The 20,965-nt window shown below is 74.4% G+C and carries 21 protein-coding genes and 2 pseudogenes; 12 read left to right on the top strand and 11 right to left on the bottom strand.

All coding sequences use genetic code 11. From position 1 onward, the window contains the following. Window positions 1-194: 194 nt before the first annotated feature. From ACFF45_RS29795 to ACFF45_RS29785, 3 genes are all read right to left on the bottom strand, one after another. On the bottom strand, window positions 195-1,103 hold the full coding sequence (locus ACFF45_RS29795) for a DUF6424 family protein (RefSeq protein ID WP_381349818.1): 909 nt from the start codon (window positions 1,101-1,103) through the stop codon (window positions 195-197). A gap of 19 nt (window positions 1,104-1,122) precedes the next feature. Then, the gene (locus ACFF45_RS29790; protein ID WP_381349817.1) at window positions 1,123-2,184 is read right to left on the bottom strand and encodes a M12 family metallopeptidase; all 1,062 of its coding nucleotides are present in this window, start codon (window positions 2,182-2,184) and stop codon (window positions 1,123-1,125) included. Between the two features lie 284 nt (window positions 2,185-2,468). After that, window positions 2,469-3,029 (bottom strand): NAD(P)H-dependent oxidoreductase, encoded by a 561-nt coding sequence (locus tag ACFF45_RS29785; RefSeq protein WP_381349816.1) that lies wholly within the window; start codon window positions 3,027-3,029, stop codon window positions 2,469-2,471. A 123-nt stretch (window positions 3,030-3,152) separates the two neighbouring features. On the opposite strand from ACFF45_RS29785, the gene ACFF45_RS29780 reads away from it, so the two are divergent. After that, window positions 3,153-3,878: a TetR/AcrR family transcriptional regulator gene (locus ACFF45_RS29780; RefSeq protein ID WP_381349814.1), complete on the top strand. Its 726-nt coding sequence runs from the start codon at window positions 3,153-3,155 to the stop codon at window positions 3,876-3,878. 397 nt (window positions 3,879-4,275) lie between these two features. On the opposite strand, the gene ACFF45_RS29775 is transcribed toward ACFF45_RS29780, so the two are convergent. Together ACFF45_RS29775 and ACFF45_RS29770 are read right to left on the bottom strand one after the other, a co-directional pair. Further along, on the bottom strand, window positions 4,276-5,394 hold the full coding sequence (locus ACFF45_RS29775; RefSeq protein WP_381349813.1) for an FAD-dependent oxidoreductase: 1,119 nt from the start codon (window positions 5,392-5,394) through the stop codon (window positions 4,276-4,278). A 17-nt stretch (window positions 5,395-5,411) separates the two neighbouring features. Beyond that, complete coding sequence (locus ACFF45_RS29770; protein WP_381349812.1) at window positions 5,412-6,095, bottom strand: TetR/AcrR family transcriptional regulator; 684 nt, start codon at window positions 6,093-6,095, stop codon at window positions 5,412-5,414. Window positions 6,096-6,221: 126 nt separating this feature from the next. Between ACFF45_RS29770 and ACFF45_RS29765 the strand changes: the two genes are divergently transcribed. After that, a complete protein-coding gene (locus ACFF45_RS29765) occupies window positions 6,222-7,256 on the top strand; it encodes a LacI family DNA-binding transcriptional regulator (protein ID WP_381349810.1) in 1,035 nt (344 codons plus the stop codon). A gap of 272 nt (window positions 7,257-7,528) precedes the next feature. Further along, window positions 7,529-7,693 (top strand): annotated as a pseudogene (locus ACFF45_RS29760) (aldehyde dehydrogenase family protein); the annotation flags it as partial. Window positions 7,694-7,771: 78 nt separating this feature from the next. Here ACFF45_RS29760 and trxA read toward each other — a convergent pair. Next, window positions 7,772-8,164, bottom strand: coding sequence for a thioredoxin (gene trxA / locus ACFF45_RS29755; RefSeq protein WP_381349809.1), 393 nt, complete (start codon window positions 8,162-8,164; stop codon window positions 7,772-7,774). A gap of 148 nt (window positions 8,165-8,312) precedes the next feature. Between trxA and ACFF45_RS29750 the strand changes: the two genes are divergently transcribed. Next, a complete protein-coding gene (locus ACFF45_RS29750) occupies window positions 8,313-9,743 on the top strand; it encodes a dihydrolipoyl dehydrogenase family protein (protein ID WP_381349808.1) in 1,431 nt (476 codons plus the stop codon). An 11-nt stretch (window positions 9,744-9,754) separates the two neighbouring features. On the opposite strand, the gene ACFF45_RS29745 is transcribed toward ACFF45_RS29750, so the two are convergent. After that, a complete protein-coding gene (locus ACFF45_RS29745) occupies window positions 9,755-10,402 on the bottom strand; it encodes a peptide deformylase (RefSeq protein WP_381349807.1) in 648 nt (215 codons plus the stop codon). 130 nt (window positions 10,403-10,532) lie between these two features. Here ACFF45_RS29745 and ACFF45_RS29740 point away from each other — a divergent pair, with 130 nt between their 5' ends. Next, window positions 10,533-11,981: a PepSY-associated TM helix domain-containing protein gene (locus ACFF45_RS29740; protein ID WP_381349806.1), complete on the top strand. Its 1,449-nt coding sequence runs from the start codon at window positions 10,533-10,535 to the stop codon at window positions 11,979-11,981. Between the two features lie 112 nt (window positions 11,982-12,093). Here the strand turns inward: ACFF45_RS29740 and ACFF45_RS29735 are convergent, their stop codons facing one another. Together ACFF45_RS29735 and ACFF45_RS29730 are read right to left on the bottom strand one after the other, a co-directional pair. Further along, window positions 12,094-12,444 (bottom strand): tetratricopeptide repeat protein, encoded by a 351-nt coding sequence (locus ACFF45_RS29735; protein ID WP_381349804.1) that lies wholly within the window; start codon window positions 12,442-12,444, stop codon window positions 12,094-12,096. 51 nt (window positions 12,445-12,495) lie between these two features. Further along, window positions 12,496-12,786 (bottom strand): annotated as a pseudogene (locus tag ACFF45_RS29730) (pirin-like C-terminal cupin domain-containing protein); the annotation flags it as partial. Window positions 12,787-13,071: 285 nt separating this feature from the next. On the opposite strand from ACFF45_RS29730, the gene ACFF45_RS29725 reads away from it, so the two are divergent. Next, complete coding sequence (locus ACFF45_RS29725; RefSeq protein WP_381349802.1) at window positions 13,072-14,193, top strand: CapA family protein; 1,122 nt, start codon at window positions 13,072-13,074, stop codon at window positions 14,191-14,193. Between the two features lie 31 nt (window positions 14,194-14,224). Continuing rightward, complete coding sequence (locus tag ACFF45_RS29720) at window positions 14,225-14,677, top strand: YbhB/YbcL family Raf kinase inhibitor-like protein (protein WP_381349800.1); 453 nt, start codon at window positions 14,225-14,227, stop codon at window positions 14,675-14,677. 369 nt (window positions 14,678-15,046) lie between these two features. On the opposite strand, the gene ACFF45_RS29715 is transcribed toward ACFF45_RS29720, so the two are convergent. Continuing rightward, window positions 15,047-15,943 (bottom strand): LysR family transcriptional regulator, encoded by an 897-nt coding sequence (locus ACFF45_RS29715; RefSeq protein WP_381349798.1) that lies wholly within the window; start codon window positions 15,941-15,943, stop codon window positions 15,047-15,049. 101 nt (window positions 15,944-16,044) lie between these two features. Between ACFF45_RS29715 and ACFF45_RS29710 the strand changes: the two genes are divergently transcribed. The 3 genes from ACFF45_RS29710 (at window position 16,045) to ACFF45_RS29700 (ending at window position 18,177) form a co-directional block, all read left to right on the top strand. Next, window positions 16,045-16,410, top strand: a complete 366-nt coding sequence (locus ACFF45_RS29710) for a YybH family protein (protein WP_381349796.1) — start codon at window positions 16,045-16,047, stop codon at window positions 16,408-16,410. Window positions 16,411-16,704: 294 nt separating this feature from the next. Then, window positions 16,705-17,682, top strand: a complete 978-nt coding sequence (locus ACFF45_RS29705; RefSeq protein WP_381349795.1) for a pyridoxal-phosphate dependent enzyme — start codon at window positions 16,705-16,707, stop codon at window positions 17,680-17,682. A 129-nt stretch (window positions 17,683-17,811) separates the two neighbouring features. Further along, window positions 17,812-18,177 (top strand): cupin domain-containing protein, encoded by a 366-nt coding sequence (locus ACFF45_RS29700; protein WP_381349794.1) that lies wholly within the window; start codon window positions 17,812-17,814, stop codon window positions 18,175-18,177. 46 nt (window positions 18,178-18,223) lie between these two features. On the opposite strand, the gene ACFF45_RS29695 is transcribed toward ACFF45_RS29700, so the two are convergent. Next, a complete protein-coding gene (locus tag ACFF45_RS29695; RefSeq protein WP_381349793.1) occupies window positions 18,224-19,198 on the bottom strand; it encodes an NAD(P)-dependent alcohol dehydrogenase in 975 nt (324 codons plus the stop codon). A gap of 203 nt (window positions 19,199-19,401) precedes the next feature. Here ACFF45_RS29695 and ACFF45_RS29690 point away from each other — a divergent pair, with 203 nt between their 5' ends. Beyond that, the gene (locus ACFF45_RS29690; RefSeq protein WP_381349791.1) at window positions 19,402-20,103 is read left to right on the top strand and encodes an SDR family oxidoreductase; all 702 of its coding nucleotides are present in this window, start codon (window positions 19,402-19,404) and stop codon (window positions 20,101-20,103) included. Between the two features lie 153 nt (window positions 20,104-20,256). After that, the gene (locus ACFF45_RS29685) at window positions 20,257-20,829 is read left to right on the top strand and encodes a TetR/AcrR family transcriptional regulator (RefSeq protein ID WP_381349790.1); all 573 of its coding nucleotides are present in this window, start codon (window positions 20,257-20,259) and stop codon (window positions 20,827-20,829) included. Window positions 20,830-20,965 lie beyond the last annotated feature (136 nt).

The raw sequence follows: 20,965 nt of genomic DNA, 5'->3' as shown, positions 1-20,965 counted from the left end.
GGGTGCGGACGGCCACCGCGGGGGGAGCGCCGGGGCGTACGGCGGCTCCTGCGGGGGCCGGGCCGGCGGGGGTGCCCCCTGCGGCCGCGGGGGCCCGCTTGTGGCCCCCGGCTGGGGTTCCTCGGGTTCCCGCCCTGCCGACCCGGACACGTCCGCCCCCTGAACACCGGTGTGTCGTACGTGAGTTCAGTGGTCTAGGGGCGGTCCCTCCGGTCGGCCAGGTGCCGGCGGCCCCGGAGTGCGCCGTCCGGCGCGGTCGTGGCGGACGCCGTCCGGCTGCCCCGGGGGATCTGCTGCCGGAAGGCCTGCAGGGCGGCCGAGCTGTTGGGCGGGAGGACCGCCATCAGGTGACCCTCCTGGGCCTCGGCCAGCGTGTCGGCCGCCATGCTGCCCTCCGGCACGTGCATCAGCCGTACGTGCCCGTCGCCCGAACCCCGGCGGTCCACCGGGGCGACCGCCGCGTGCATCCCGTCGGGCAGGGCGACCCACAGCTGGAAGTCGTCGAACCGGAAGAAGTCGGCGCCCTTGACGGGCCAGGGGTAGTGGTGCTCGCCGGGCACCTTCGGCAGGATGCCCTGGTGGTGCCCGGCCGTGTGCGGCACACACGCGTTGAACAGGGAGTCGGTCCACGCCTCGACGTCGTCGGCGTCCCGGACCGGTGTGCGCAGCAGCGCCTCGGCGCGGTCGTACCCCAGCTCCGCCAGCGCGGGCAGGGTGAGCGGGAAGGCGTCGACGAGTTCGGCGGCCTCCCGGCGCAGCCGGTCCACCTTCACCGGGTCGGCGCAGAACTGCATGCTCCACTCGATGCCGACCCGCGCGCGGTACATCCGCCAGCCGTGCCGGCCCTTGACCCACAGGCTGCCGCCGTGGTGCATCTGCCAGTGCTCGGTACCGGTGGGCCGGTGGCCGTAGGGCAGCTCGGCGTCGTCCAGCTCGGCGACGATCTTCTTGGCCGTCCTCTTCGCCGCCCGGAAGTGCGACGACTCGTCGCGCGCCGGGTGCTCGACCAGACGGATCCTCCAGGGGTGGTTCCCCGAGCGGACCCCGCCGGGCCGCAGCCCGGCGGGTACCCGGAGTGTCGCGGTGGTGCTCGTGGCGGACATCGCCGTTCCTCCTCGTCGTTCACCAGTACATGAACGCCGTGCCGCCGCTGCCCCAGGCGGAGTAGAGGCGGGTGCGGGCCACGTAGCGGCGCCCCTTGAGGAGCTTGACCGTGAGCCGGCCGTTGCGGTCGTCACCGCTGTCGTCCTCGCCGGTGACGTAACGCAGTTCGCCGTCGACGTCCTCGAACAGCACCGTCAGCACGTCGCTGTCGCCGAACGTGCCGAGTTCGTACCTGCGGGTCTCCGGCGGGACGAGCTCGAAGTCCGCCTGCTCGCCGGAGGAGAGGTGCAGCGGCTGCGACTGGAACGGCTGGAGCCTGGCGGGCCGGGCGCTGACCGCCGGATACCACTGCTGGGCCCTTTCCTTGTCCACCGCGGAGAGGGCGAGCGGCGCGTCGATGCCGTCGCGGTAGCGCTCGGGTTCCAGGATCAGCCCGGCCGGGAAGCCGTACTGCATGATCGAGTCGGGGTCCCAGACGGAGCCCGTGACCTCGTCCTGGGCCAGCTTGCGCAGGATGTTGTGGAAGGTGGTCTCCCGGGGCCAGTTGTTGGGCGGGCCGCCGAGTTCGGCGTACACCTTCTCCTCGTCCCAGACGATGCCCGCGAACGGGTTCTGGTGCTCGTGCGCCAGACCGAGCATGTGGCCGATCTCGTGCCGGGCGGTCGCCCTGCCGTACCGGCTGGTCAGGTCCCAGCCGAAGCGCATGGTGGGCTCGCGTACGCCGATCAGCAGCACGTCCCGGCCGACGTACGACCAGGAGCCGTCGCCCTCCAGGAAGGAGATGCGCACCTCGGCGTCGGCGGGGTCGGGCACCTCGTGGAACTCCAGCCCGATGCCCAGTTCCTTCCATTCCTGGAAGGCCCGCCGGACCTCGTCCCGTTGCTCGTCGCCGCCGACGAGGACACCGGCCTCGTCGAGGAACCCGTAGTGCAGCACAGTGCCGTTGACCCACTTGGTGCGGATCAGCAGGATCGCCTTGGCCCGGTCGGGGCTGAGGTCGGGCCGCAACAGCGGCCGGGTCTGGGGTGGTTGGGCGCAATACCGGGGCACGCCTGCCTCCGGCGCCGCATGCGTGGTCATGCCGGCTCCCTCCACGAGGCAGCGGCAGCGGTCGTCGACCAGGACGTCGGGCGGGGAGCGGAGGCCGGCGGCATGCACTGTCGCCGCCGCGGTGATGTGCGTTCTGGTGATGGCCCGAACGGGTCATTTCCATCGTCGTTCCGGCCCGGACGATCCGCAAGCCGGCAAGAGCCGGTTGAACCGTCAATTACGCTGCCGCCAGGCCGGTTTGGCGGAGCCCGGGACGCGGCCGGCCCCGCCCCCGCTCGGTTCGGGTCGGAGCCGGCCGGGTCCGGGGACCGCGGTCAGGCGCTCTGCCCGGCCGCCTGCCCGTGCACGCGCGCCACGACCTCCGCGAGCTGCGCGGCGACCTCGGTGTCGTCGGCCGGGTGGGTCTCGGCGAACCGGGTCAGCGAGCCCGCGATGGAGAGCTTGACGTCCTCCAGCACCTGGGCGCCGGCGACGCCCAGCGACTTGCGGGTCTCGTCCTGCGCCCAGACGCCGCCGTACTGGCCGAAGGCGGTGCCGACCACGGCGACCGGCTTGGCGGTGAGCGCGCCGGCCCCGTACGGGCGGGACAGCCAGTCGATGGCGTTCTTCAGCACGGCCGGGATGGTGCCGTTGTACTCCGGGGTGAACAGCAGCAGGGCGTCGGCGGAGCCGACGGCCTCGCGCAGCCGGACGGCGGTGGCCGGCACGCTGCCCTCCACGTCGATGTCCTCGTTGTAGAAGGGGATCTCGGCCAGGCCCTCGAACAGCTGGACGTCGGCGCCCTCGGGGGCGAGCTTCACGGCGGCCTCGGCGAGCTGGCGGTTGTGCGAACCGGCGCGGAGGCTGCCGACGAGCGCGAGGATGCGTACGGACATGGAAACTCCAAGGTAGGGAGCGGGCGAAACGCGGATGAGTAATCCGGACCGAGGTCCGTTTAATGTTGTAGCACCCTAACCGGACCGCGGTCCAGTTTGTTCCCGGTGCTTTACGCTGTCTTCATGTCCGTCTCCCTGCCACCCATCCCGGACCCTCCTGAGCCCACGAAAACGCCGCAGTTGCTGAAACTCGGCCCGCCCGTCGAGGAGCAGTGCCTGCGCGCGGACGCCGCCCGCAACCGCGCCCGGCTGCTGGAGGCCGCCGGGCGGCTGGTCGCGGAGCACGGGGCGGCGGCGCTGACGATGGAGGCGGTGGCCGCGGCCGCGTCGGTGGGCAAGGGGACGGTCTTCCGGCGGTTCGGGGACCGGGTCGGGCTGCTGACGGCGCTGCTCGACCACTCCGAGAGGAAGTTCCAGGCCGCGTTCCTCGGCGGGCCGCCGCCGCTGGGACCGGGCGCGCCGCCGGTGGAGCGGCTGCACGCGTTCGGCTGCGCGTCGCTCAGACGGTCGGTGGACCAGCTGGACCTCCAGCTCGCCGCGGAACTGGGCCCCGACCGCCGGTACACCGCGCCGTCGCTGCGCCTGCTGCACGGGCACCTGGTCCTGCTGCTGCGCCAGGTGGTCCCCGGCGCGGACTGCGATCTGCTCGCCCAGACGCTGATGGGCTACCTGGAGCCCGCCGTGGTCCATCACCTGATCCGGCACTGCGGCATGCCGCTGGAGCGGCTGGAGGCCGGGTGGGTCGACCTGGTGGCACGGGTGACCCGCACCGAGTGCCCGGCCACCGCGACGCCCCGGGCCGAACAGCCCGCCCCGCCCGAGCCGTCCCACGCCGACCCGGCCTGCTGAAGGGCTCGGCCCAGCACGGGTGCGCGGTACGGCTCTCCCGGGTGTGCGGTGCGGGGCTGCTCTCGTCGCGGTGTGCGGTGCGGGGCTGCTCCCCTTGCCGCATGCGGTGCGCGTCCGCCCCTTCGCGGCCAAGTGGCCGGTGGGCTTGACCTCGCGGGCGTCTGGCCGGTGGGTTCGACTTTCGCGGGCGTCTGGCCGGTGGGCTCGACTCTCGCGGGCGCCAGGTGAGCGGGCCCGCCACCGCGGCGGGCGCGCGGCGAGCAGCCTGCCCCCGTCGCGGGTGTGCGGTGAGGGGGTTGGCTTCGTCATGCGGGGGCGGTGAGGGGATTGGCTTCGTCGTGCGGGGGCGGTGCGAGGGGCGGCCCTGTCAGGCGGGGGCGGTGCCAGGGCCGATCCGTCACGCGTGCGCGGCGAACAGGTCCAGCAGGCCCCGCGGGGCGTCCTCGCGGAACAGTACGCGGGCGCTGCGCGCCGACTCGGCCGCGGCGGCCGCGCTGCGCGGGAACAGCCGCTCCTCGTACTCCGCCAGCGCCGCCTCCCGGTCCGCCGGGTGGGCGACGACGGACAGGGCCAGCTCCGCCCCGTCCAGCAGGGCGAGGTTGGCGCCCTCGCCCGCGAACGGGGACATCAGGTGGGCCGCGTCGCCGAGCAGCGTGACGCCCGGGACGCGGTCCCAGCGGTGCCCGGCCGGCAGGGCGTGGATCGCCCGGGGCACCAGCCGCCCCTCGGCCTCCCCGACCAGCGCCCGCAGGCGCTCGTCCCACCCGGTGAACCGCTCCAGGACGTACGCCCTCGCCGCCGCGGTGTCGGCGAAGTCCACGCCGGTGAGCCAGTCCTCGCCGGTCTCGACCGCCGCGTACACGTGCACCTTGCCGTCGGTCTCCCGGTGGGCGAGGAAGCCGCGGCCCGGCCCCAGCGCGAACAGGAATCCGCCGCCGACCACCTCGTCGGCCACCGGATGCCGGACGTCGGCCTCCGCGAACGACACGCCCGTGTAGGCGGGCCGGGCGTCCGAGACCAGGGGGCGGATCCGCGACCAGGCGCCGTCGGCGCCGACCAGCAGGTCGGTGGTGAACGACGTGCCGTCGGCGAGGGACACCTCGTGCCGGCCGCCGCCCAGCGGGCGCGCTCCGGTCACCTTGGCGCCCCAGCGGACGGTGCCCTCGGGCAGTGCGTCCAGCAGCAGGCCGCGCAGGTCGCCGCGGTCGATCTCGGGCCGCCCGCCCCGGCCGTCGTCGGCCTGCGCCAGCAGCACCTCGCCGTGCCGGTCGAGCACCCGCAGTTCCTCGCCGCCCGGCAGGACGCGCGCGCGGAACTCCTCGCACAGGCCCGCGGCGCGCAGGGCCCGCTGGCCGGAGTCCTCGTGGATGTCGAGCATGCCGCCCTGGGCGCGGGCGGTGGGGGAGGCGTCCAGGTCGAAGACCGCCGACTCGACGCCGTGCGCGTGCAGCACGCGGGCGAGGGCGAGCCCGCCCAGTCCGCCGCCGACGACGGCTATGGGGTGGTGCGTGTTCATGAGGCCCTCCTTGGGGGTCATTGCGGTACGGCGGTCCGCTCGATGCCGCTGATCAGCGCCTGGAACGTCCACGACAGACGGGCCTCGGGCGAACCGGTGAGCAGGTCGCCGGCCACCGCCGCGAGCCGCGGGTGAGTGGCGCCCGACGCACCGCGCACCGCACGCGCCAGGGCGTCCCAGTCGTCCTGGTTGCCGGGCGCGGTGTCCTGCTCGGTGTGCTCGGCGGCGGTCGCGGTGGCGTGCTGGAGCAGCAGGTCCACGCCCCAGGCCGCCTGCCGCGGCGGCACGCCGCCCTCGTGCAGCAGGGCGAGCAGGGTCTCGATCAGCCTCAGGTAGTGCGGGCCGCCGGGGCGGGCCGTCAGCGCGGAGCGGGCGAGGCTCGGATGCTCGAAGAGCATCGCGGTGTACGCCGTGAGCACGTGCTCCAGGCGCTCCCGCCAGGTGCCGGCGGCCGGAGCCGGTCCGACGGAGCCGAGCAGTTCGTCGAGGACGGCCGCGTGCAGCTCCGCGGTGTTGCGGACGTAGACGTAGAGCGAGGCCGGGCCGGTGTCGAGCTCCTGGGCCAGCCGGCGCATGGTCACCTTCCGCAGGCCCTCGGCGCGCAGCACCGCCACGGCGGCGGCCACGATTCCCTCCCGGGTGAGGGCCGGCTTGGCCGGGCGCTCGCGGCGGCTGCGGGGGGTGTGGGGGGAAGTCGGCATGGCACCAGCGTAACGAACACGTTCGTCGCGAACAAGTTCGCCACGAACGTGTTCGGCAGTTGAAAGAGGGAGCACGTTCCCCCGCCCGTTTCACCGCCCGCCGCCTCTGCCAAGATGCGGTACGTCATGGTGCAGATACCGAACACGTCCGCGTCCGCGCCCCCTGCCCAGCGCTCGGTGCCCACGAGCGCCGATGTGGCCCGGCTGGCCGGCGTCTCCCGCGCGACCGTCTCGTACGTCCTGAACAACACCAGCGCGGTACGGATCAGCGAGCCCACGCGCCGCCGGGTCCACGAGGCCGCCGAGGAGCTCGGGTACGTCCCGCACGCGGCCGCCCGCAGCCTGCGCGCCGGGCACAGCCGGATGGTCCTGATGCCGGCCCCGGCCATCCCGGTCGGGCCGCTCCACGGCCAGTTCCTCAACGAGCTCCAGTGGGCCCTGAGCCGCCTCGACTACACGGTCGTCCAGCACGGCGCCCTCGGCCTGCACGGCGACGATGCCGCCCGCGCCTGGGCCGAGCTGCGGCCGGTGGCCGTCCTGGTGCCCGGGCAGGGCCTCGGCCCGCAGGGCGTGGCCGTGCTCAAGCGCTCCGGCGCCCGGGCCGTGGTCACCCTCGGCCCGACGGGCGTTGAGGGCGCGCACGCCCTGCTCATGGACCACGCGACCGTCGGCCGGGAGGCGGCCCGCCACCTCCACGCCCGGGGCCGCCGCCGGATCGGCGTCGTCGTCCCCGAGGAGTCCGGCCTGGAGGCGTACTCCACGCCCCGCCTGGACGGCGTGCGCCAGGCGCTGCGCGGCACGGACGCGGTCGTCACCGAACTGCCCCTCGGCTACACGGAGGAGGCCGCCGCCCGGCTCGCCGCGCGCTGGCGCGGGCTCGGCCTCGACGCGGTGTTCGCCTACAACGACGAGTACGCGATGCTGCTGATGCGCGCCCTTCAGGACGAGGGCGTGCGGATCCCCGAGGACACGGCGGTGATCGGCGCCGACGACCTGATGCTGGGACGGCTGCTGCGGCCCCGGCTCAGCACCGTCCACATCGAGCTGCCGTCCGGCCGGGAGCTGGCGGAACTGGTCGACCGCGCGGTCCGCGATCCGGGTGCCGCGCCCGAACGGCACGAGGTGCTGGGCGCCACGGTGGTGCACCGAGACTCCAGCTGAGCCGAGACCGGGGGCCGGGGGCCCGTGACCTGCGGCGGGCACCGCCGCCGGGCCCGCGGTCCGCGGCCGGCACCGGGCCCGGCCCGCAAGGGCCCGGCCCCGCCGAGGGACGCATAGTCGAAGGTGTGCCCGGCACGTGGTGAACGGAGGGCCGCCCTGCCGCTGGGAGTGCTACGAGGCCGCCGGGCCCCGCCTCCCGCCCGACCGGGGACGTGCTGCCCAGCGAGGTGCCCCGGCTGTCGTTCACCCGGCGGGTCCCGGTCCGGGCCGTGATGGCCGAGCGCGTACCGACCGGCATCGTCCGCATCAACGACCGGACGGTGAACGACGGGGCGGTGGCACCCTTCGGCGGGACCGCCGCGCCCGGCACCGGCGCCCGCTTCGGCGGCGAGGCCGGCCTGGAGGCGTTCACCGAGGTGCGCTGGACGACGGTCCGCGCCGGACGTGGCGGCGTGCTCCTTCCAGAGCGTCTCAGAGCGTCTCAGAGCGTTCCAGAGTGTCCCAGAGCGTTCCTTCTAGAGCGTGCCGCCGCCCTGCTGCTCCTGTCCCTGCTGGTCGGCGACCGCCTTGCGGACCTCGTCCATGTCGAGCTTGCGGGCCTGGCCGATGACGTCGGCCAGCGCGGCCTCGGGCAGGGCACCGGGCTGCGCGAACACGGCGACCCGGTCGCGCACGATCATCAGCGTCGGGATCGACTGGATGCCGAAGGCGGCGGCCAGCTCCGGCTGCGCCTCCGTGTCCACCTTGCCGAACACCAGGTCCGGGTTGTCCTCCGCCGCCTTGTCGTAGACCGGGGCGAACTGACGGCACGGCCCGCACCAGGACGCCCAGAAGTCGATCAGGACGAAGTCGTTGTCCGTGACCGTCCGGTCGAAGTTCTCCTTGGTGAGCTCCACAGTCCGGCTCATGGCGTGATCCCTGCTTCCTGGTGTGGGGGGCGAGCGAGGCCGTCGGCGGAAACACGGGCGGACCGTGGGGTATTCCGCGCGTGGCCGATCATGTAACGGCGCGCTTACCCGTATGGCCACGCGCCACACCACCCACCAGACTGACCCCATGACGGAAACGGAATCCATCGCCTACGACGTGATTGTGCTCGGTGCCGGGCCCGTGGGGGAGAACGTCGCCGACCGCACCCGTGCGGCCGGCCTGTCCACCGCGGTCGTGGAGAGCGAACTGGTCGGCGGCGAGTGCTCGTACTGGGCCTGCATGCCCAGCAAGGCCCTGCTGCGCCCGGTCATCGCCCGCGCGGACGCCCGCCGGGTGCCCGGTCTGCGCCAGGCGGTGCAGGGCGACCTGGACGCGCCCGCGGTCCTCGCCCACCGCGACGAGCACACCGCCCACTGGCAGGACGACGGCCAGGTCCGGTGGCTCGACGGCATCGGCGCCGACCTGCACCGCGGCCACGGCCGCCTCGCCGGACCGCGCACGGTCGAGGTGACCGGTCCGGACGGGGTGCGGCGCACCCTGACCGCCCGGCACGCCGTCGCCGTCTGCACCGGCAGCCGCGCCCTCCTGCCCGACCTGCCCGGACTCGCCGACGTGCGGCCGTGGACCAGCCGGGAGGCGACCGGCGCCCATGAGGTGCCCGGCCGGCTGATCGTGGTGGGCGGCGGTGTGGTCGCCACCGAGATGGCCACCGCCTGGCAGGCCCTCGGCTCCCGGGTGACCGTCCTGGTACGGGGCAAGGGCCTGCTGAACCGGATGGAGCCCTTCGCGGGCGAACTGGTCGCCGAGGCGCTCACCGAGGCCGGCGCGGACATCCGCACGGGCACCTCGGTCGAGTCGGTGGCCCGCGAGGACGGCACGGTCGTCGCCGTCACCGGCCACGGCGACCGCGTCGAGGCCGACGAGATCCTCTTCGCCACCGGCCGCGCCCCGCGCACCGACGACATCGGCCTCGACACCGTCGGCCTGGAACCGGGCTCCTGGCTGTCCGTCGACGACAGCCTCCGCGTGGGCGGCACCGACTGGCTCTACGCGGTCGGCGACGTCAACCACCGCGCCCTCCTCACCCACCAGGGCAAGTACCAGGCCCGGATCGCGGGCGCCGCCATCGCCGCCCGCGCCGCCGGCGAACCGGCCCTGGACGACCCCTGGGGCGCGCACACCGCCACCGCCGACCACACGGCCGTGCCGCAGGTCGTCTTCACCGACCCGGAGGCGGCGGCCGTCGGGCTCTCGCTGGCGGAGGCCGAGCAGGCCGGTCACCGGGTCCGCGCGGTCGACGTCGACCTCTCCTCGGTCGCCGGTGCCGGCCTGTACGCCGACGGCTACCGCGGACGCGCCCGGATGGTCGTCGACGTCGAGCGCGAGATCCTGCGCGGCGTGACCTTCGTGGGCCCGGGCGTGGGGGAGCTGATCCACTCGGCGAGCATCGCCGTCGCCGGTGAGGTGCCGGTGAGCCGGCTGTGGCACGCGGTGCCGGCGTACCCGACGATCAGCGAGGTGTGGCTGCGGCTGCTGGAGGGTTACCGGGACAACTGACCGCGCCGGGCTCACTCCGGCAGGTCGAAGCCCAGCTCCCGCGCGGCCGTCCCGGGCGTCGGCTGGGCCCAGCGTTCCGCCACCGTCCGGTTCGCGGACAGGGAGCGCAGTTCGGCGCGGTCGACGTAGAGCACGCCGTCCAGGTGGTCCGTCTCGTGCTGCACGATCCGGGCGGGCCACCCGGTGAACTCCTCGTCCAGCGCGCGGCCGTGCTCGTCCGAGCCGGTCAGCCGCACCCGGCCGGGCCGGGCCACCACCGCCTGCCACCCCGGCAGGCTCAGACAGCCCTCGAAGAAGGCGGCACGCGCGGTGCCGACCGGCCGGCACGAGGGGTTCACCAGCACCCGGAACGGCTGCGGCACCCGCCCGCGCGCCAGCCGCACATCCTGCGGCACCGGCGCCGGGTCCTCGATCACCGCGATCCGCAGCGCCACGCCGACCTGCGGCGCCGCCAGGCCGACCCCGGGGGCCGCGTGCATGGTGACGCGCAGCGCCTCGACGAACCGGGCCAGCAGCGCGGGCTCCAGCTGCCCGTCGAAGGGCTCGGCCGGGTGCCGCAGCACCGGATCGCCGGCCGCGACGACCGTCAACGGGCCGCCGGGGGCCAGGAGTTGCTCGACGCGCTCGGCGAGCGGCATGCGGTCTCGGGCAGCGGGCATCGCCCCAGCATGCCATGCCCCCGCATCGTGTGAGCCAGGTCACTTGACTCTCCGGGAACTCCGTGCGGCCGGCCACCGACTACTGCATCGCTACGGCCGAGAACCGTCCCCGTTCCCCGGAGAACCGCCGATGACCATCACCCCCCCGACCCGCACGGAAGAGGCCGTCCGGCCGACCGCCGCGCCGCCGAGACCCGGTGGGTGGGCGTCACTGCGCCCGCTCGTGCTGCGGCTGCACTTCTACGCCGGGCTGCTCGTCGCCCCGTTCCTGCTCGTCGCGGCCACCACCGGCTTCCTGTACGCCGGGTCCTTCCAGGCCGAGCAGATCGTGTACGCCGACGAGATGACCGTCCCCGCGGTCGGCGACGCCAAGATGCCGATATCCGAACAGGTGGCCGCCGCCCGTGAGGCTCACCCCCGGGGCGCGGTCTCGGCCGTACGCCCCTCACCGCAGGACGACGCCACCACGCGCGTGCTGCTGTCCGGCGTGCCGGGCGTCGGCGAGGGCCACACGCTCGCCGTGTTCGTCGACCCGTACACCGGGGAGGTGCGCGGCGCGCTGGAGCAGTACGGCTCCGCCGGGGCGCTGCCGCTGCGCACCTGGATCGACGAGTTCCACCGCGATCTGCACCTCGGCGACACCGGCCGCCTCTACAGCGAACTCGCCGCGAGCTGGCTGTGGGTGATCGCGGCGGGCGGTCTGGTGCTGTGGTTCTCCCGCCGCCGCGCGCTGCGCACCGTGCGCGGCACCAGCGGGCGGCGCCGCAGCCTCGGCCTGCACGGCACGATCGGCGTCTGGGCCGCGGCCGGGTTCGTCTTCCTGTCCGTGACCGGCCTGACCTGGTCGACGTACGCCGGCGCGCACATCGACGAACTGCGCACCTCGCTCGGCCACTCCACGCCGTCGGTGGCGGCGTCGGCGGGCGGCGACCACGGGGGCCACGGCGCCGCGGCGGGCTCCGGCGGCAGCGGTGAGCACGGCGTCGGCCTGGACAAGGTGCTCGCCGCCGCCCGGGCCGAGGGGCTGGGCGACCCGGTGGAGATCGTCCCGCCGGCCGACGCGAGCTCGGCGTACGTGGTGAAACAGGTGCAGCGCAGCTGGCCCGAGAAGCAGGACTCGGCCGCCATCGACCCGGCGACCGGCGCGGTGACGGACGTGCTGCGGTTCGCGGACTATCCGCTGCTCGCGAAGCTGACCCGCTGGGGCATCGACCTGCACACCGGCGTCCTGTTCGGGCTGGTCAACCAGATCGCCCTGATGCTGCTCGCGCTCTGCCTCATCGTGCTGATCGTGCTCGGCTACCGCATGTGGTGGCAGCGCGGCCGCGGTTCCGCCTTCGGCCGGCCGGTCCCGCGCGGCGGCTGGGCCCAGGTGCCGCCGCGGCTCCTGGTCCCGCTGCTGGCCGTGGTCGCCGTCATCGGCTACTTCGTCCCGCTGCTCGGCCTGCCGCTGGCCGCGTTCGTCGTGGTGGACGTGGTCCTCGGCGAGATCGCCCACCGGCGGGGGCGGCGGACGTACGGCACCGCCGACGGGCCCGCCGACGCGGCGCCGGCCGGGGCGGCCGGGGCGGCCGAGTAGGCCGCGACCGCCGAGGCCGGCCCGCGGTGGGCCGGCCGGGCCGCCGGGCGTGGGACGACCCGGCCCCCGGGGGGAGGCCGGGCCGGGTTCCCGGCGGGCCGGGGCGGGTCCGTCAGGCGCGGTCGCCGAAGTCGCCCGCGAGCGCGGAGGCGATCCGCAGGTGCTGTTCCGCCTCCCCGTGCCGCCCCTGGCGCTGGAGCGTGCGGCCGAGCATCAGGCGGGCGTAGTGCTCCACCGGGTCGCGCTCCACGATGACGCGCAACTCGCTCTCCGCGCGGCGCAGTTGGGCCGAGTGGTAGTAGGCGCGCGCCAGCAGCAGCCGCGGCCCGGTCTGCCCCGGCACCTCCTCGACCAGCCGGCCCAGGACGCGGGCCGCGGCGGTGTACTGCCGGGCGTCGAAGAACATCCGCGCGCGGTCCCAGCGCTCGGCCGGTGTTCCGTGGTCGTAGTACGTCGTGTCCACTCGTGACCTCCTTCGAGGCACGTCAACCACCAGGGATGGTTGAATATTCCACTAACAGAAGCGTCCGCGCGGCCTCAGCGGCGTCGCCGGGAGTTCGGGCGCGGCCGACGGGGCGCCGTCGTACCCCCTCACCTCGCCGAACCGGCCGCCCGTCAGCCAGTCGGCGCGGGCCTGCTCGATCTCCGCCCGGCTGCGCCCGACGAAGTTCCACCACATGATCAGCTCCTCCGCGAACGGTTCGCCGCCGAGCAGCAGCATCCCGGCGTCCGACTCGGCGCGCAGCGGCAGTCGGGCGCGGCCGCAGCCGAGGTAGAGCATGGCGCCCGGCAGCGCGGGCACCCCGTGGGCCCCGTTGCCGTACGTCCCGCGCGCACCGGCCCCCGGCTCGCGCACGTCCGCGACGGCGGCCGCGCCCATGACGTGACGGTCGCCGTGCACACCGTCGCGGGAACCCTCGACCGGACTCGTGGGCCGGCCTCCGGTGTCGCGCTGCCGCCCCTGGTGGGCGGCCAGTGGCAGCCCGGGCCACGGGGGCCGCGGCTCGCCGTCGTCGGCGACTCCGGACATCCGGACGTCCCCCTCACCGGCGACCTCGTTCCGGCCCGCCGACCTCTTAGGGTGGGATGCATGGGCGGCGGAGTCGTGACGCTGTTCCTCTGCGGGGACGTGATGCTCGGGCGCGGCGTCGACCAGATCCTCGCGCACCCCGGCGATCCGGAACTGCGGGAGGGGTACATCACGGACGCCCGCGACTACGTGGCACTGGCGGAGGCGGTCAGCGGCCCGATCCCGGCGCCGGTCGACCCGTCGTGGCCGTGGGGCGAGGCGCTGCGGGTGCTGGACGAGGCCGCGCCGGACGCGCGGATCGTGAACCTGGAGACGGCGGTCACGCGGTGCGGCTCGTTCGCCCCCGGCAAGCAGGTGCACTACCGGATGCACCCGGCCAACCTGCCCGCGCTGACGGTGGCCCGCCCCGACGTGTGCGTCCTGGCCAACAACCACGTCCTGGACTTCGGCCGCCCCGGACTGCTGGAGACCCTCGACGCGCTCGGCGGCGCCGGCCTGCGGACGGCGGGCGCGGGACGGACCGGAGCGGAGGCGTGCGCGCCCGCCGTGACCCCGCTCGCGAACGGCGGGCGCCTGCTGGTCTTCGCCCTCGGCACCCGCTCCAGCGGCGTCCCGCCCGACTGGGCGGCCACCGAGGACGGCCGGCCCGGGGTCGCCCACGCCGGGGGCCTCACGGCCGGCACGGCCGAGGCCGTCGTCCGGCGCGTGCGGGGGGTCAAGCGGGCCGGTGACCTCGCCGTGGTCTCCGTGCACTGGGGCTCCAACTGGGGCTACCTCGTCCCCCGCGACCAGGTCCGCTTCGCGCACGCCCTGGTCGACGGCGGCGTCGACCTCGTGCACGGCCACTCCTCGCACCACCCGCGCCCGCTGGAGGTCCACCGGGACCGGCTGATCCTGCACGGCTGCGGCGACTTCGTCGACGACTACGAGGGCATCCCCGGCTACGAGGAGTACCGCGACGACCTCCGGCTCGCCTACCTCGCCACGCTGGACGCGGACACCGGGCGGCTGGCCGCCCTGCGCATGGTGCCGCTGCGGGCGCGGCGGATGCGGCTGGAGCACGCCCCCGCACGGGACCGCATGTGGCTGTGCGCCCTCCTCGGCCGGATCAGCCCGGGCGTCCGGGCGCGTCCGGAGCCCGACGGGACGCTCACGGCGGTCTGGTCCCCGCGGAGCACGTGAGTCCTGGCCCCTCCGCGGTTACTCGGACCGCATGGCTGGAATCGACATCAGAAGCAGCGCGTTCGACGACCATTCCTTCATCGCGCGCCACTACGCGTACGAGGGGGAGAACGTGTCGCCCCCGCTGGCGTGGAGCGGCGTCCCCGACGACGCGACCGAGCTGGTGCTGCTGTGCGAGGACCCCGACGCCCCGTCGGGCACCTTCGCGCACTGGATCGTGGTCGGCATCGACCCGCACAGCGACGGGGTGGCGGCGGGGCAGATCCCGCCCGGCGGCACCGAACTCGTCAACGGCTACGGCGAACGGGGCTGGGGCGGCCCGCATCCCCCGCCGGGGGACGAGGCGCACCACTACTACTTCCGGCTCTACGCCCTGTCCGAACCGTGCGTGCTGCCCGACGCGCCGGACGCCGGGCAGGTGCACGAGACGGTGGAGCGGCGGGAGGTCGCCGACGGAACGCTGGTGGCGCTGTACCGGCGCTGAGCACGGGCGGGCCCGGGGCAGCCGGGCGCCGCAGGTCAGGGACGGCTGCGCCCGGCCGGAGCGCTCCCGCCGTCCCGCGCCGCGCCGCCCGCGCCCCGGCAGGTGCTCCGGCTCCGCCGCTTCGGGCAGGGTGCGGCACAGCAGCCGGCTCAGGACGGGCGGCAGGACCGGCGAGCGCGTTCATCGACGTCTTCCGCCGGGCCTTCGGCCACACGCCGCGCCGCGCCCGGGACGCGGCGCGCGCGCCAGGTCCGAACGGGTGGCGGGCGTACTGGGTGGCCGGGGTCACCCGGCGGGTGGTGGAGAAGGGGGTTGAGGAACATGTAGGGGACGGCACCGAGGGTTCGCTGTGAAGCCGCTGGTCGGCCTCTACTGGTGTAGCGACAGAAAGTCCGTGAATGCCTGGCGGCTGTGCACGAGCAGCTCGCGTACCGGGGGGTTGTGCGCGCTCTTCCAGATCAGGGCGAGCAATGCTGGTGTCTCGACACCGTCGATGGTGTGGGCGGTGAGCCGGTCGCGGTAGCTCGCGGCCATCGAGTTGCTGAGGATGGCGACGCCGAGCCCGCGGGCGGCGAGGTCGGCGACGGCATCCGCGGCGCTGGCTTGCAGCGTGATCGAGGGTTGGAGGCCGTGTGCGGCGCAAGCCTGGTCGAATACCGCGCGCAGGCCGGTCCCCGGTGGCATGCATACGATCGGGTAGGCAATCAGGTCGCTCAGGGTGATGCGCCGTTGTTTCGCCAGGGGGTGCCCGGTCGGGACGGCGGCGATGAGCCGTTCGCTGATGATTGTCAGCGCGTCCAGCCCGTCGGGGGTGGCGGTTGCGGCCCCGATGAGCGCCAAGTCGACGGCGCCGGTGCGTACCCCGTCGGCGAGCCGGTCGGAACTGTCCTCCAGCAGTGAGATCTGCACACCGGGATGCGCCTTGTGGAATGCGGCGAGGGCGTCGAACAGTGGGGTGAGGGTGCAGCCGATCACCATCCCGACGGTGAGCCGGCCGCGGATCAGGTCGGTCACCTCGCCCACTGCCTGGCCGACTGCCCCGGCTGCGGCGAGTGCGGTGCGGGCGTGTTCGAGCGCGGCCTTCCCCGCGACGGTGAGGGTGACAGTCCGGGTCGACCGGTCGAACAGCTCGGCACCGAGTTCCCGTTCGAGCTGGCGGATCTGGGCGCTGATGCCGGACTGACTGATGTGTACACGCTCGGCCGCACGGGTGAAGTTCTGCTCCTCGGCGACCGCGACGAGGTATTCCAGCTGCCTCAGTTCCATGAGTACAGATTCTAGTTTGCAGAACATCCACCTGTTGGACTTCTGCCTGGCGGGCGACCAGGCTGTGAGGCGTCGGAGTCTTGCTGCGTCGGGAGGAACCCGTGCCGGAGTACGAGAAGGCCATGCGGCCGGAAGACATCACCCGCTTGTTCGTCGAGCGATCCAACGCCGGTGACGCCACCGGGGTCGCCGCGCTGTACGAAGAGAATGCAGTCATGGCCTACCCGCCCGGCGAGCTGACGGTGGGGCGGGATGCGATTCGCGCGCTATGGGAGAAGGTACTGGCCAACGCCCCCCGCTTCGAGCCGGAACCACCCCTTCCGACGCTGGTCAGCGGGGACGTCGCTCTCACCTCGACCCCGCCGAAGGACGGGGCCGGCGCCCGGGCGCAGGTCGTCCGGCGCCAGCCCGACGGAAGCTGGCTGCGCGTGCTCGACCAGCCCGAGTTCGTCCTGCCCGCTCGCTGACCCCATCGGCTCCCGCAGTTCGCGGAGACGAGGATATTGAGCGGGATCTTGAGGGGACCTGCGGCTCGTCGGCGACGGACTGGAGACTGCTCAGGCGGGTCTTCACGAGGCGGGCAGGTGTGCCAGTGCGGTGCCGTCGACGCTGGCGTGGACTCGGTGTCTCGGTTTAGACTTCGAGTCCAAGAATGGGTATTCCGGTCCTGGACGCGGGGCCGGCCGGGGAAAGGCCCGGCGGCGCGGTGCGCCGCACGGGCTCGCCCGGACCCCTGCCCCGGCGCCCGAAGGAGCCCGCCCGTGACGACCACCACCCCGCCCGTCACCCTCGACGACGTCCGGGACGCCGCCGCACGGCTGAAGGGCGTCGCCCACCGCACCCCCGTCCTGCGCTCCCGCACCCTCGACGCCCTGGTCGGTGCCGAGGTCCACCTCAAGTGCGAGAACTTCCAGCGCGTGGGCGCCTTCAAGTTCCGCGGCGCCTACCACACCGCCTCCCGGCTCACACCGCGGCAGCTGGCCCGGGGCGTCGTCGCCTACTCCTCCGGCAACCACGCCCAGGCCGTCGCCCTCGCCGCCCGCGAACTGGGCACCACCGCGGTGATCGTGATGCCCGAGGACGCCCCGGCCTCGAAGCGGGCGGCCACCGCCGGGTACGGCGCCGAGATCGTCACCTACGACCGTTACACCGGCGACCGGGTCGCCCTCGCCGAGGCCCTGGCCGCGGAGCGGGGCCTGACGGTCATCCCGCCGTACGAGCACCCCCACGTGATCGCCGGGCAGGGCACCGCGGCGCTGGAACTGCTGGAGGAGACAGGTGAGTTGGACGCGCTGCTGGCCCCGGTCGGCGGTGGCGGGCTGATCGCCGGCAGCGCCACCGTGGCCAAGGGCCTGCACCCCGGCATCCGGGTGATCGGGGTGGAGCCGGAGGCCGGGGACGACACCAAGCGGTCGCTGGAAGCGGGCCGGCGCGTCAGCGTCCCGGTGCCGCGCACCATCGCCGACGGGCAGGCGCTGCCCACGCCCGGCGAGCTGACCTTCTCCGTGAACCGGCGGCTCGTCGACGGCGTCGCGCTGGTCGGCGACGACGAGATCCGGGCCGCGATGCGGTTCGCCTTCGAGCGGCTGAAGATCGTCGTCGAGCCCAGCGGCGCCACCCCGCTGGCCGCCCTGCTCTCCGGCCGGGTGGAGCGCCTCCCGCGCCGGATCGGCGTGATCGTCTCCGGGGGCAACGTCGACGCCGACCGGTTCGCCCGGCTGTGCGCGGGCGGCGACTGAGCGGCCGGTGGCGGCCCGGGGCCCTACGGGCGGACCATGAGAGGGAGGGCTCGGCCCTCGGCGGCGCCGCCCGCGAACCCCGGGGCGCGCGCCGGGGACCGACAGCCCGGCCGGAAAGGAGGACCGGTCATGCTGGAGGTGAAGACGCTCGACAAACCGGACGAGCGGCGCGACTTCCCGCGCGGCCACCTGGAAGCCGTCCACCTCTCGGGACTCGACTTCGCGGTGGCCACGTTCGAACCGGGCTGGCGCTGGTCGGAGTCCGTCGCCCCGCTCGCGGGCACCGACTCCTGCCAGATCCACCACAACGGCTACGTCGTCCAGGGCCGACTGCGCATCCGCATGGACGACGGCGCCGAGCAGGAGGTCGGTCCCGGCGACGTCTTCGTCTGCCCGCCCGGGCACGACGCCTGGGTGGTGGGCGACGAGCAGGTCGTCGCGTACGACTTCGCGGGCGCCATGGCCAGGCAGTACGCGAAGGAGGAACAGCGGTAGCACCCGGGGCGTACGGACGAGCCCGTACGCCCGCCGCGCGGACCGCTCACACGACCACGACGATCTTCGCGCGCGCGTGCTCCACCGCGACGTGCCGGATCGCCTCCGCCGCCTCGCTCAGCGGATACGTCCGCTCCACGACCGGGGCGACCTTCCCCGCGTCGACCAGCTCGCGCAGCGCCGCGAGGTTCTCCTTGCTGGGCTTCGCCGGCAGTTCCAGCAGCTTCTGACGGACGAACGGGGCCAGCGCGCGCCGCTTGAAGAAGAGCGTCATCGGGCCGAGCAGGCTGCCGCCCTCGTAGACGCCCCCGCCGGACAGCACGAGCGTGCCCTCCGGCGTGAGGGCGCGCCGGAACTCGCCCAGGGACCGGTTGCCCACCAGGTCCAGCACGACCTCGTACCGCCGCCCGGCGCGGGTGAAGTCCTCGCGGGTGTAGTCGACGACCCGGTCCGCGCCGAGGGAGCGGACCAGGTCCACGTTCCGCGTGCTGCACACGCCGGTGACCTCCGCCCCGTACGCCTTGGCGATCTGCACGGCGAACGTGCCGACCCCGCCCGAGGCGCCGTTCACCAGGACCGTGCCGCCCGGCCGCACCCGGGCCACGTCCCGCAGGCCGACCAGCGCGGTGTTGGCGGCCAGTGGCATCGCGGCCGCCTGCTCGAAGGTCAGGCCGGCCGGCTTGCGGTCCACCGCGCCGTCCGCGACGCACACGAACTCCGCGAACGCCCCGTCGGCCTCGCCGTACACCTCGTCGCCGGGGGCCAGTCCCCGCACCGCGCCGCCCACCGCTTCGACCACCCCGGCGAAGTCCCGGCCCCGGATGGCCGCCTTCGGTCTGCGGAGCCCGAGCGCGGCACGGGCGATCTTGGGATCGCCGTGCATGAGGTGCCAGTCGTAGGCGTTCACCGAGGCCGCGCGCACCCGCACCAGCACCTCGCCGGCCGCGGGCACCGGCGGGTCGGCCTCCCGGTATTCCAGCACGTCCCACCCGCCGTACCGGTCCTGCACCACTGCCTTCATCACATCCCCCTCCGTCGCCACGAGCGTAGGGAACGGACGGCGGACCGGACATCGGGGAAGAACCCCGACTCATCCCCGAGACCCCCCTCCCCCTTGCCCTGAGAAACCGATCGGTTTACGCTGCTCGAAACCGTGGAAACCGATCGGTTTCCTAATCTCCCCGCACCCCTCCCACGGGGCCGCGCGACAGTGAGGACACCCCCATGACCACCCTGGAAGGCTCCGTCGCCCTCGTCACCGGCGGCAGCCGGGGCATCGGCAAGGCGCTGGTGGCGGCCCTGTACGAGCGCGGCGCCGCGAAGGTGTACGCCACCGCCCGCGACCCCCGCTCGATCACGCATCCGGACGCCGTGCCGCTCGCCCTGGAGGTGAGCGATCCCGCCTCCGTCGAGGCCGCCGCCGCGCGGGCGCAGGACGTCACGGTCCTGATCAACAACGCGGGCGCCGCGGTGAACGCCGACTTCCTCGACTCGCCCGTGGAAGACGTCCGCCGCGAGTTCGAGACCAACTTCTACGGCCCGCTCCTGGTGACCCGCGCCTTCGTGCCGATCCTCGAACTCAACGGCGGCGGTCACCTCCTCAACGTGCACTCGGTGCTGTCGTGGGTCGGCCTCGCCGGCTCCTACAGCGCCTCCAAGGCCGCCTTCTGGTCCCAGACCAACTCCCTGCGCCTCGGCCTCGGACCGCGCGGCATCGAGGTCACCGGCCTCCATGTGGGGTGGGTCGACACGGACATGGCCGCCGGGGTCGACGCGCCGAAGTCCACGCCGGAGGGCGTCGCCGCCCAGGCACTCGACGGCATCGAGTCCGGCGCGTTGGAGGTGCTCGCCGACGACATCTCGCGCCAGGTCAAGGCGGGCCTGTCGGGGGACTTGGAGGCGCTCTACCCGCAGCTCACCGCCTGAGGCGTGCCTCCTGGGCCGCGTCGTCGGTCCGGCTCCTGCCCGAGCGCTCGTCCCGTGCTCCTGTCGCCCCATGGCCCGGCACTCGCGGCCCGCCCCGCCCCGAGGGTATACCGATCGGTTTCCCCTGTCGCCGCCGCGCGGTAGCCTCACCCCATGGCCACGACTGACAAGGCGTCCCCCCGCGACCGGCTGCTCGACGCCGCGGCCGGGCTCTTCTACCGCGACGGCGTCTCCATCGGGGTGGAGGCGCTGTGCCGGACCGCCGGAGTCTCCAAGCGGTCGATGTACCAGCTCTTCACCGGCAAGGACGAGGTCCTCGCCGCCAGCCTGGAGCGGCAGATCCCCCGCTACGAGGCGCGGCTGCTGCCCGGGCCGGGCGAGGCCGGCCCGCCCCGGGAACGGATCCTGCACGTGTTCGCGCGGCTGGAGCAGGCCTCCGCGGACGCCGACTACCACGGCTGCCCCTACCTCGCGGCACTGGTCGAGCTGAAGGATCCCGGGCACCCGGCGAGCGTGGTCGCCCGTACCGTCAAGGAGCGGCTGCGGGCCGCCTTCCGCGCCCAGGCCGAGCTGGGCGGCGCGCTCGACCCCGAGCTGCTGGCCCGGCAGCTGCTGCTGGTCTTCGACGGGGCCAGCGCGCGCGCCGGGGCGCGGGTGGAGGCGCTGGACGACGGCCTGGCGACCACGACGGCGAGCGCCCTGCTCGACGCGGCCGGCGTGCGGTGACCCGGGGCAGCCCCCTGCGTGTGTGTGGTGTCTTGGGTCGGCCGTCGTCGGGTGTGCGGTGACCTGGGCTCGGCCGTCTGCGTGTGTGTGGTGTCTTGGGTCGGCCGTCGTCGGGTGTGCGGTGACCTGGGCTCGG

Source organism: Streptomyces cinereospinus (assembly GCF_042430725.1).
GTDB lineage: Bacteria > Actinomycetota > Actinomycetes > Streptomycetales > Streptomycetaceae > Streptomyces > Streptomyces cinereospinus.
Note: the sequence above shows the minus strand (reverse complement) of the source record. Positions and strands in the feature narration are given on the sequence as shown.

Bases quoted from the DNA above. Each gene is read 5' to 3' on its own strand.
- ACFF45_RS29790 (WP_381349817.1), bottom strand. From the start codon at position 2,184: ATGACCACGCATGCGGCGCCGGAGGCAGGCGTGCCCCGGTATTGCGCC.
- trxA (WP_381349809.1), bottom strand. From the start codon at position 8,164: ATGAGCCGGACTGTGGAGCTCACCAAGGAGAACTTCGACCGGACGGTC.
- ACFF45_RS29745 (WP_381349807.1), bottom strand. From the start codon at position 10,402: ATGCCCGCTGCCCGAGACCGCATGCCGCTCGCCGAGCGCGTCGAGCAA.
- ACFF45_RS29785 (WP_381349816.1), bottom strand. From the start codon at position 3,029: ATGTCCGTACGCATCCTCGCGCTCGTCGGCAGCCTCCGCGCCGGTTCG.
- ACFF45_RS29725 (WP_381349802.1), top strand. From the start codon at position 13,072: ATGGGCGGCGGAGTCGTGACGCTGTTCCTCTGCGGGGACGTGATGCTC.
- ACFF45_RS29685 (WP_381349790.1), top strand. From the start codon at position 20,257: ATGGCCACGACTGACAAGGCGTCCCCCCGCGACCGGCTGCTCGACGCC.
- ACFF45_RS29775 (WP_381349813.1), bottom strand. From the start codon at position 5,394: ATGAACACGCACCACCCCATAGCCGTCGTCGGCGGCGGACTGGGCGGG.
- ACFF45_RS29765 (WP_381349810.1), top strand. From the start codon at position 6,222: ATGGTGCAGATACCGAACACGTCCGCGTCCGCGCCCCCTGCCCAGCGC.
- ACFF45_RS29700 (WP_381349794.1), top strand. From the start codon at position 17,812: ATGCTGGAGGTGAAGACGCTCGACAAACCGGACGAGCGGCGCGACTTC.
- ACFF45_RS29695 (WP_381349793.1), bottom strand. From the start codon at position 19,198: ATGAAGGCAGTGGTGCAGGACCGGTACGGCGGGTGGGACGTGCTGGAA.
- ACFF45_RS29770 (WP_381349812.1), bottom strand. From the start codon at position 6,095: ATGCCGACTTCCCCCCACACCCCCCGCAGCCGCCGCGAGCGCCCGGCC.
- ACFF45_RS29740 (WP_381349806.1), top strand. From the start codon at position 10,533: ATGACCATCACCCCCCCGACCCGCACGGAAGAGGCCGTCCGGCCGACC.
- ACFF45_RS29750 (WP_381349808.1), top strand. From the start codon at position 8,313: ATGACGGAAACGGAATCCATCGCCTACGACGTGATTGTGCTCGGTGCC.
- ACFF45_RS29780 (WP_381349814.1), top strand. From the start codon at position 3,153: ATGTCCGTCTCCCTGCCACCCATCCCGGACCCTCCTGAGCCCACGAAA.
- ACFF45_RS29795 (WP_381349818.1), bottom strand. From the start codon at position 1,103: ATGTCCGCCACGAGCACCACCGCGACACTCCGGGTACCCGCCGGGCTG.
- ACFF45_RS29720 (WP_381349800.1), top strand. From the start codon at position 14,225: ATGGCTGGAATCGACATCAGAAGCAGCGCGTTCGACGACCATTCCTTC.
- ACFF45_RS29715 (WP_381349798.1), bottom strand. From the start codon at position 15,943: ATGGAACTGAGGCAGCTGGAATACCTCGTCGCGGTCGCCGAGGAGCAG.
- ACFF45_RS29690 (WP_381349791.1), top strand. From the start codon at position 19,402: ATGACCACCCTGGAAGGCTCCGTCGCCCTCGTCACCGGCGGCAGCCGG.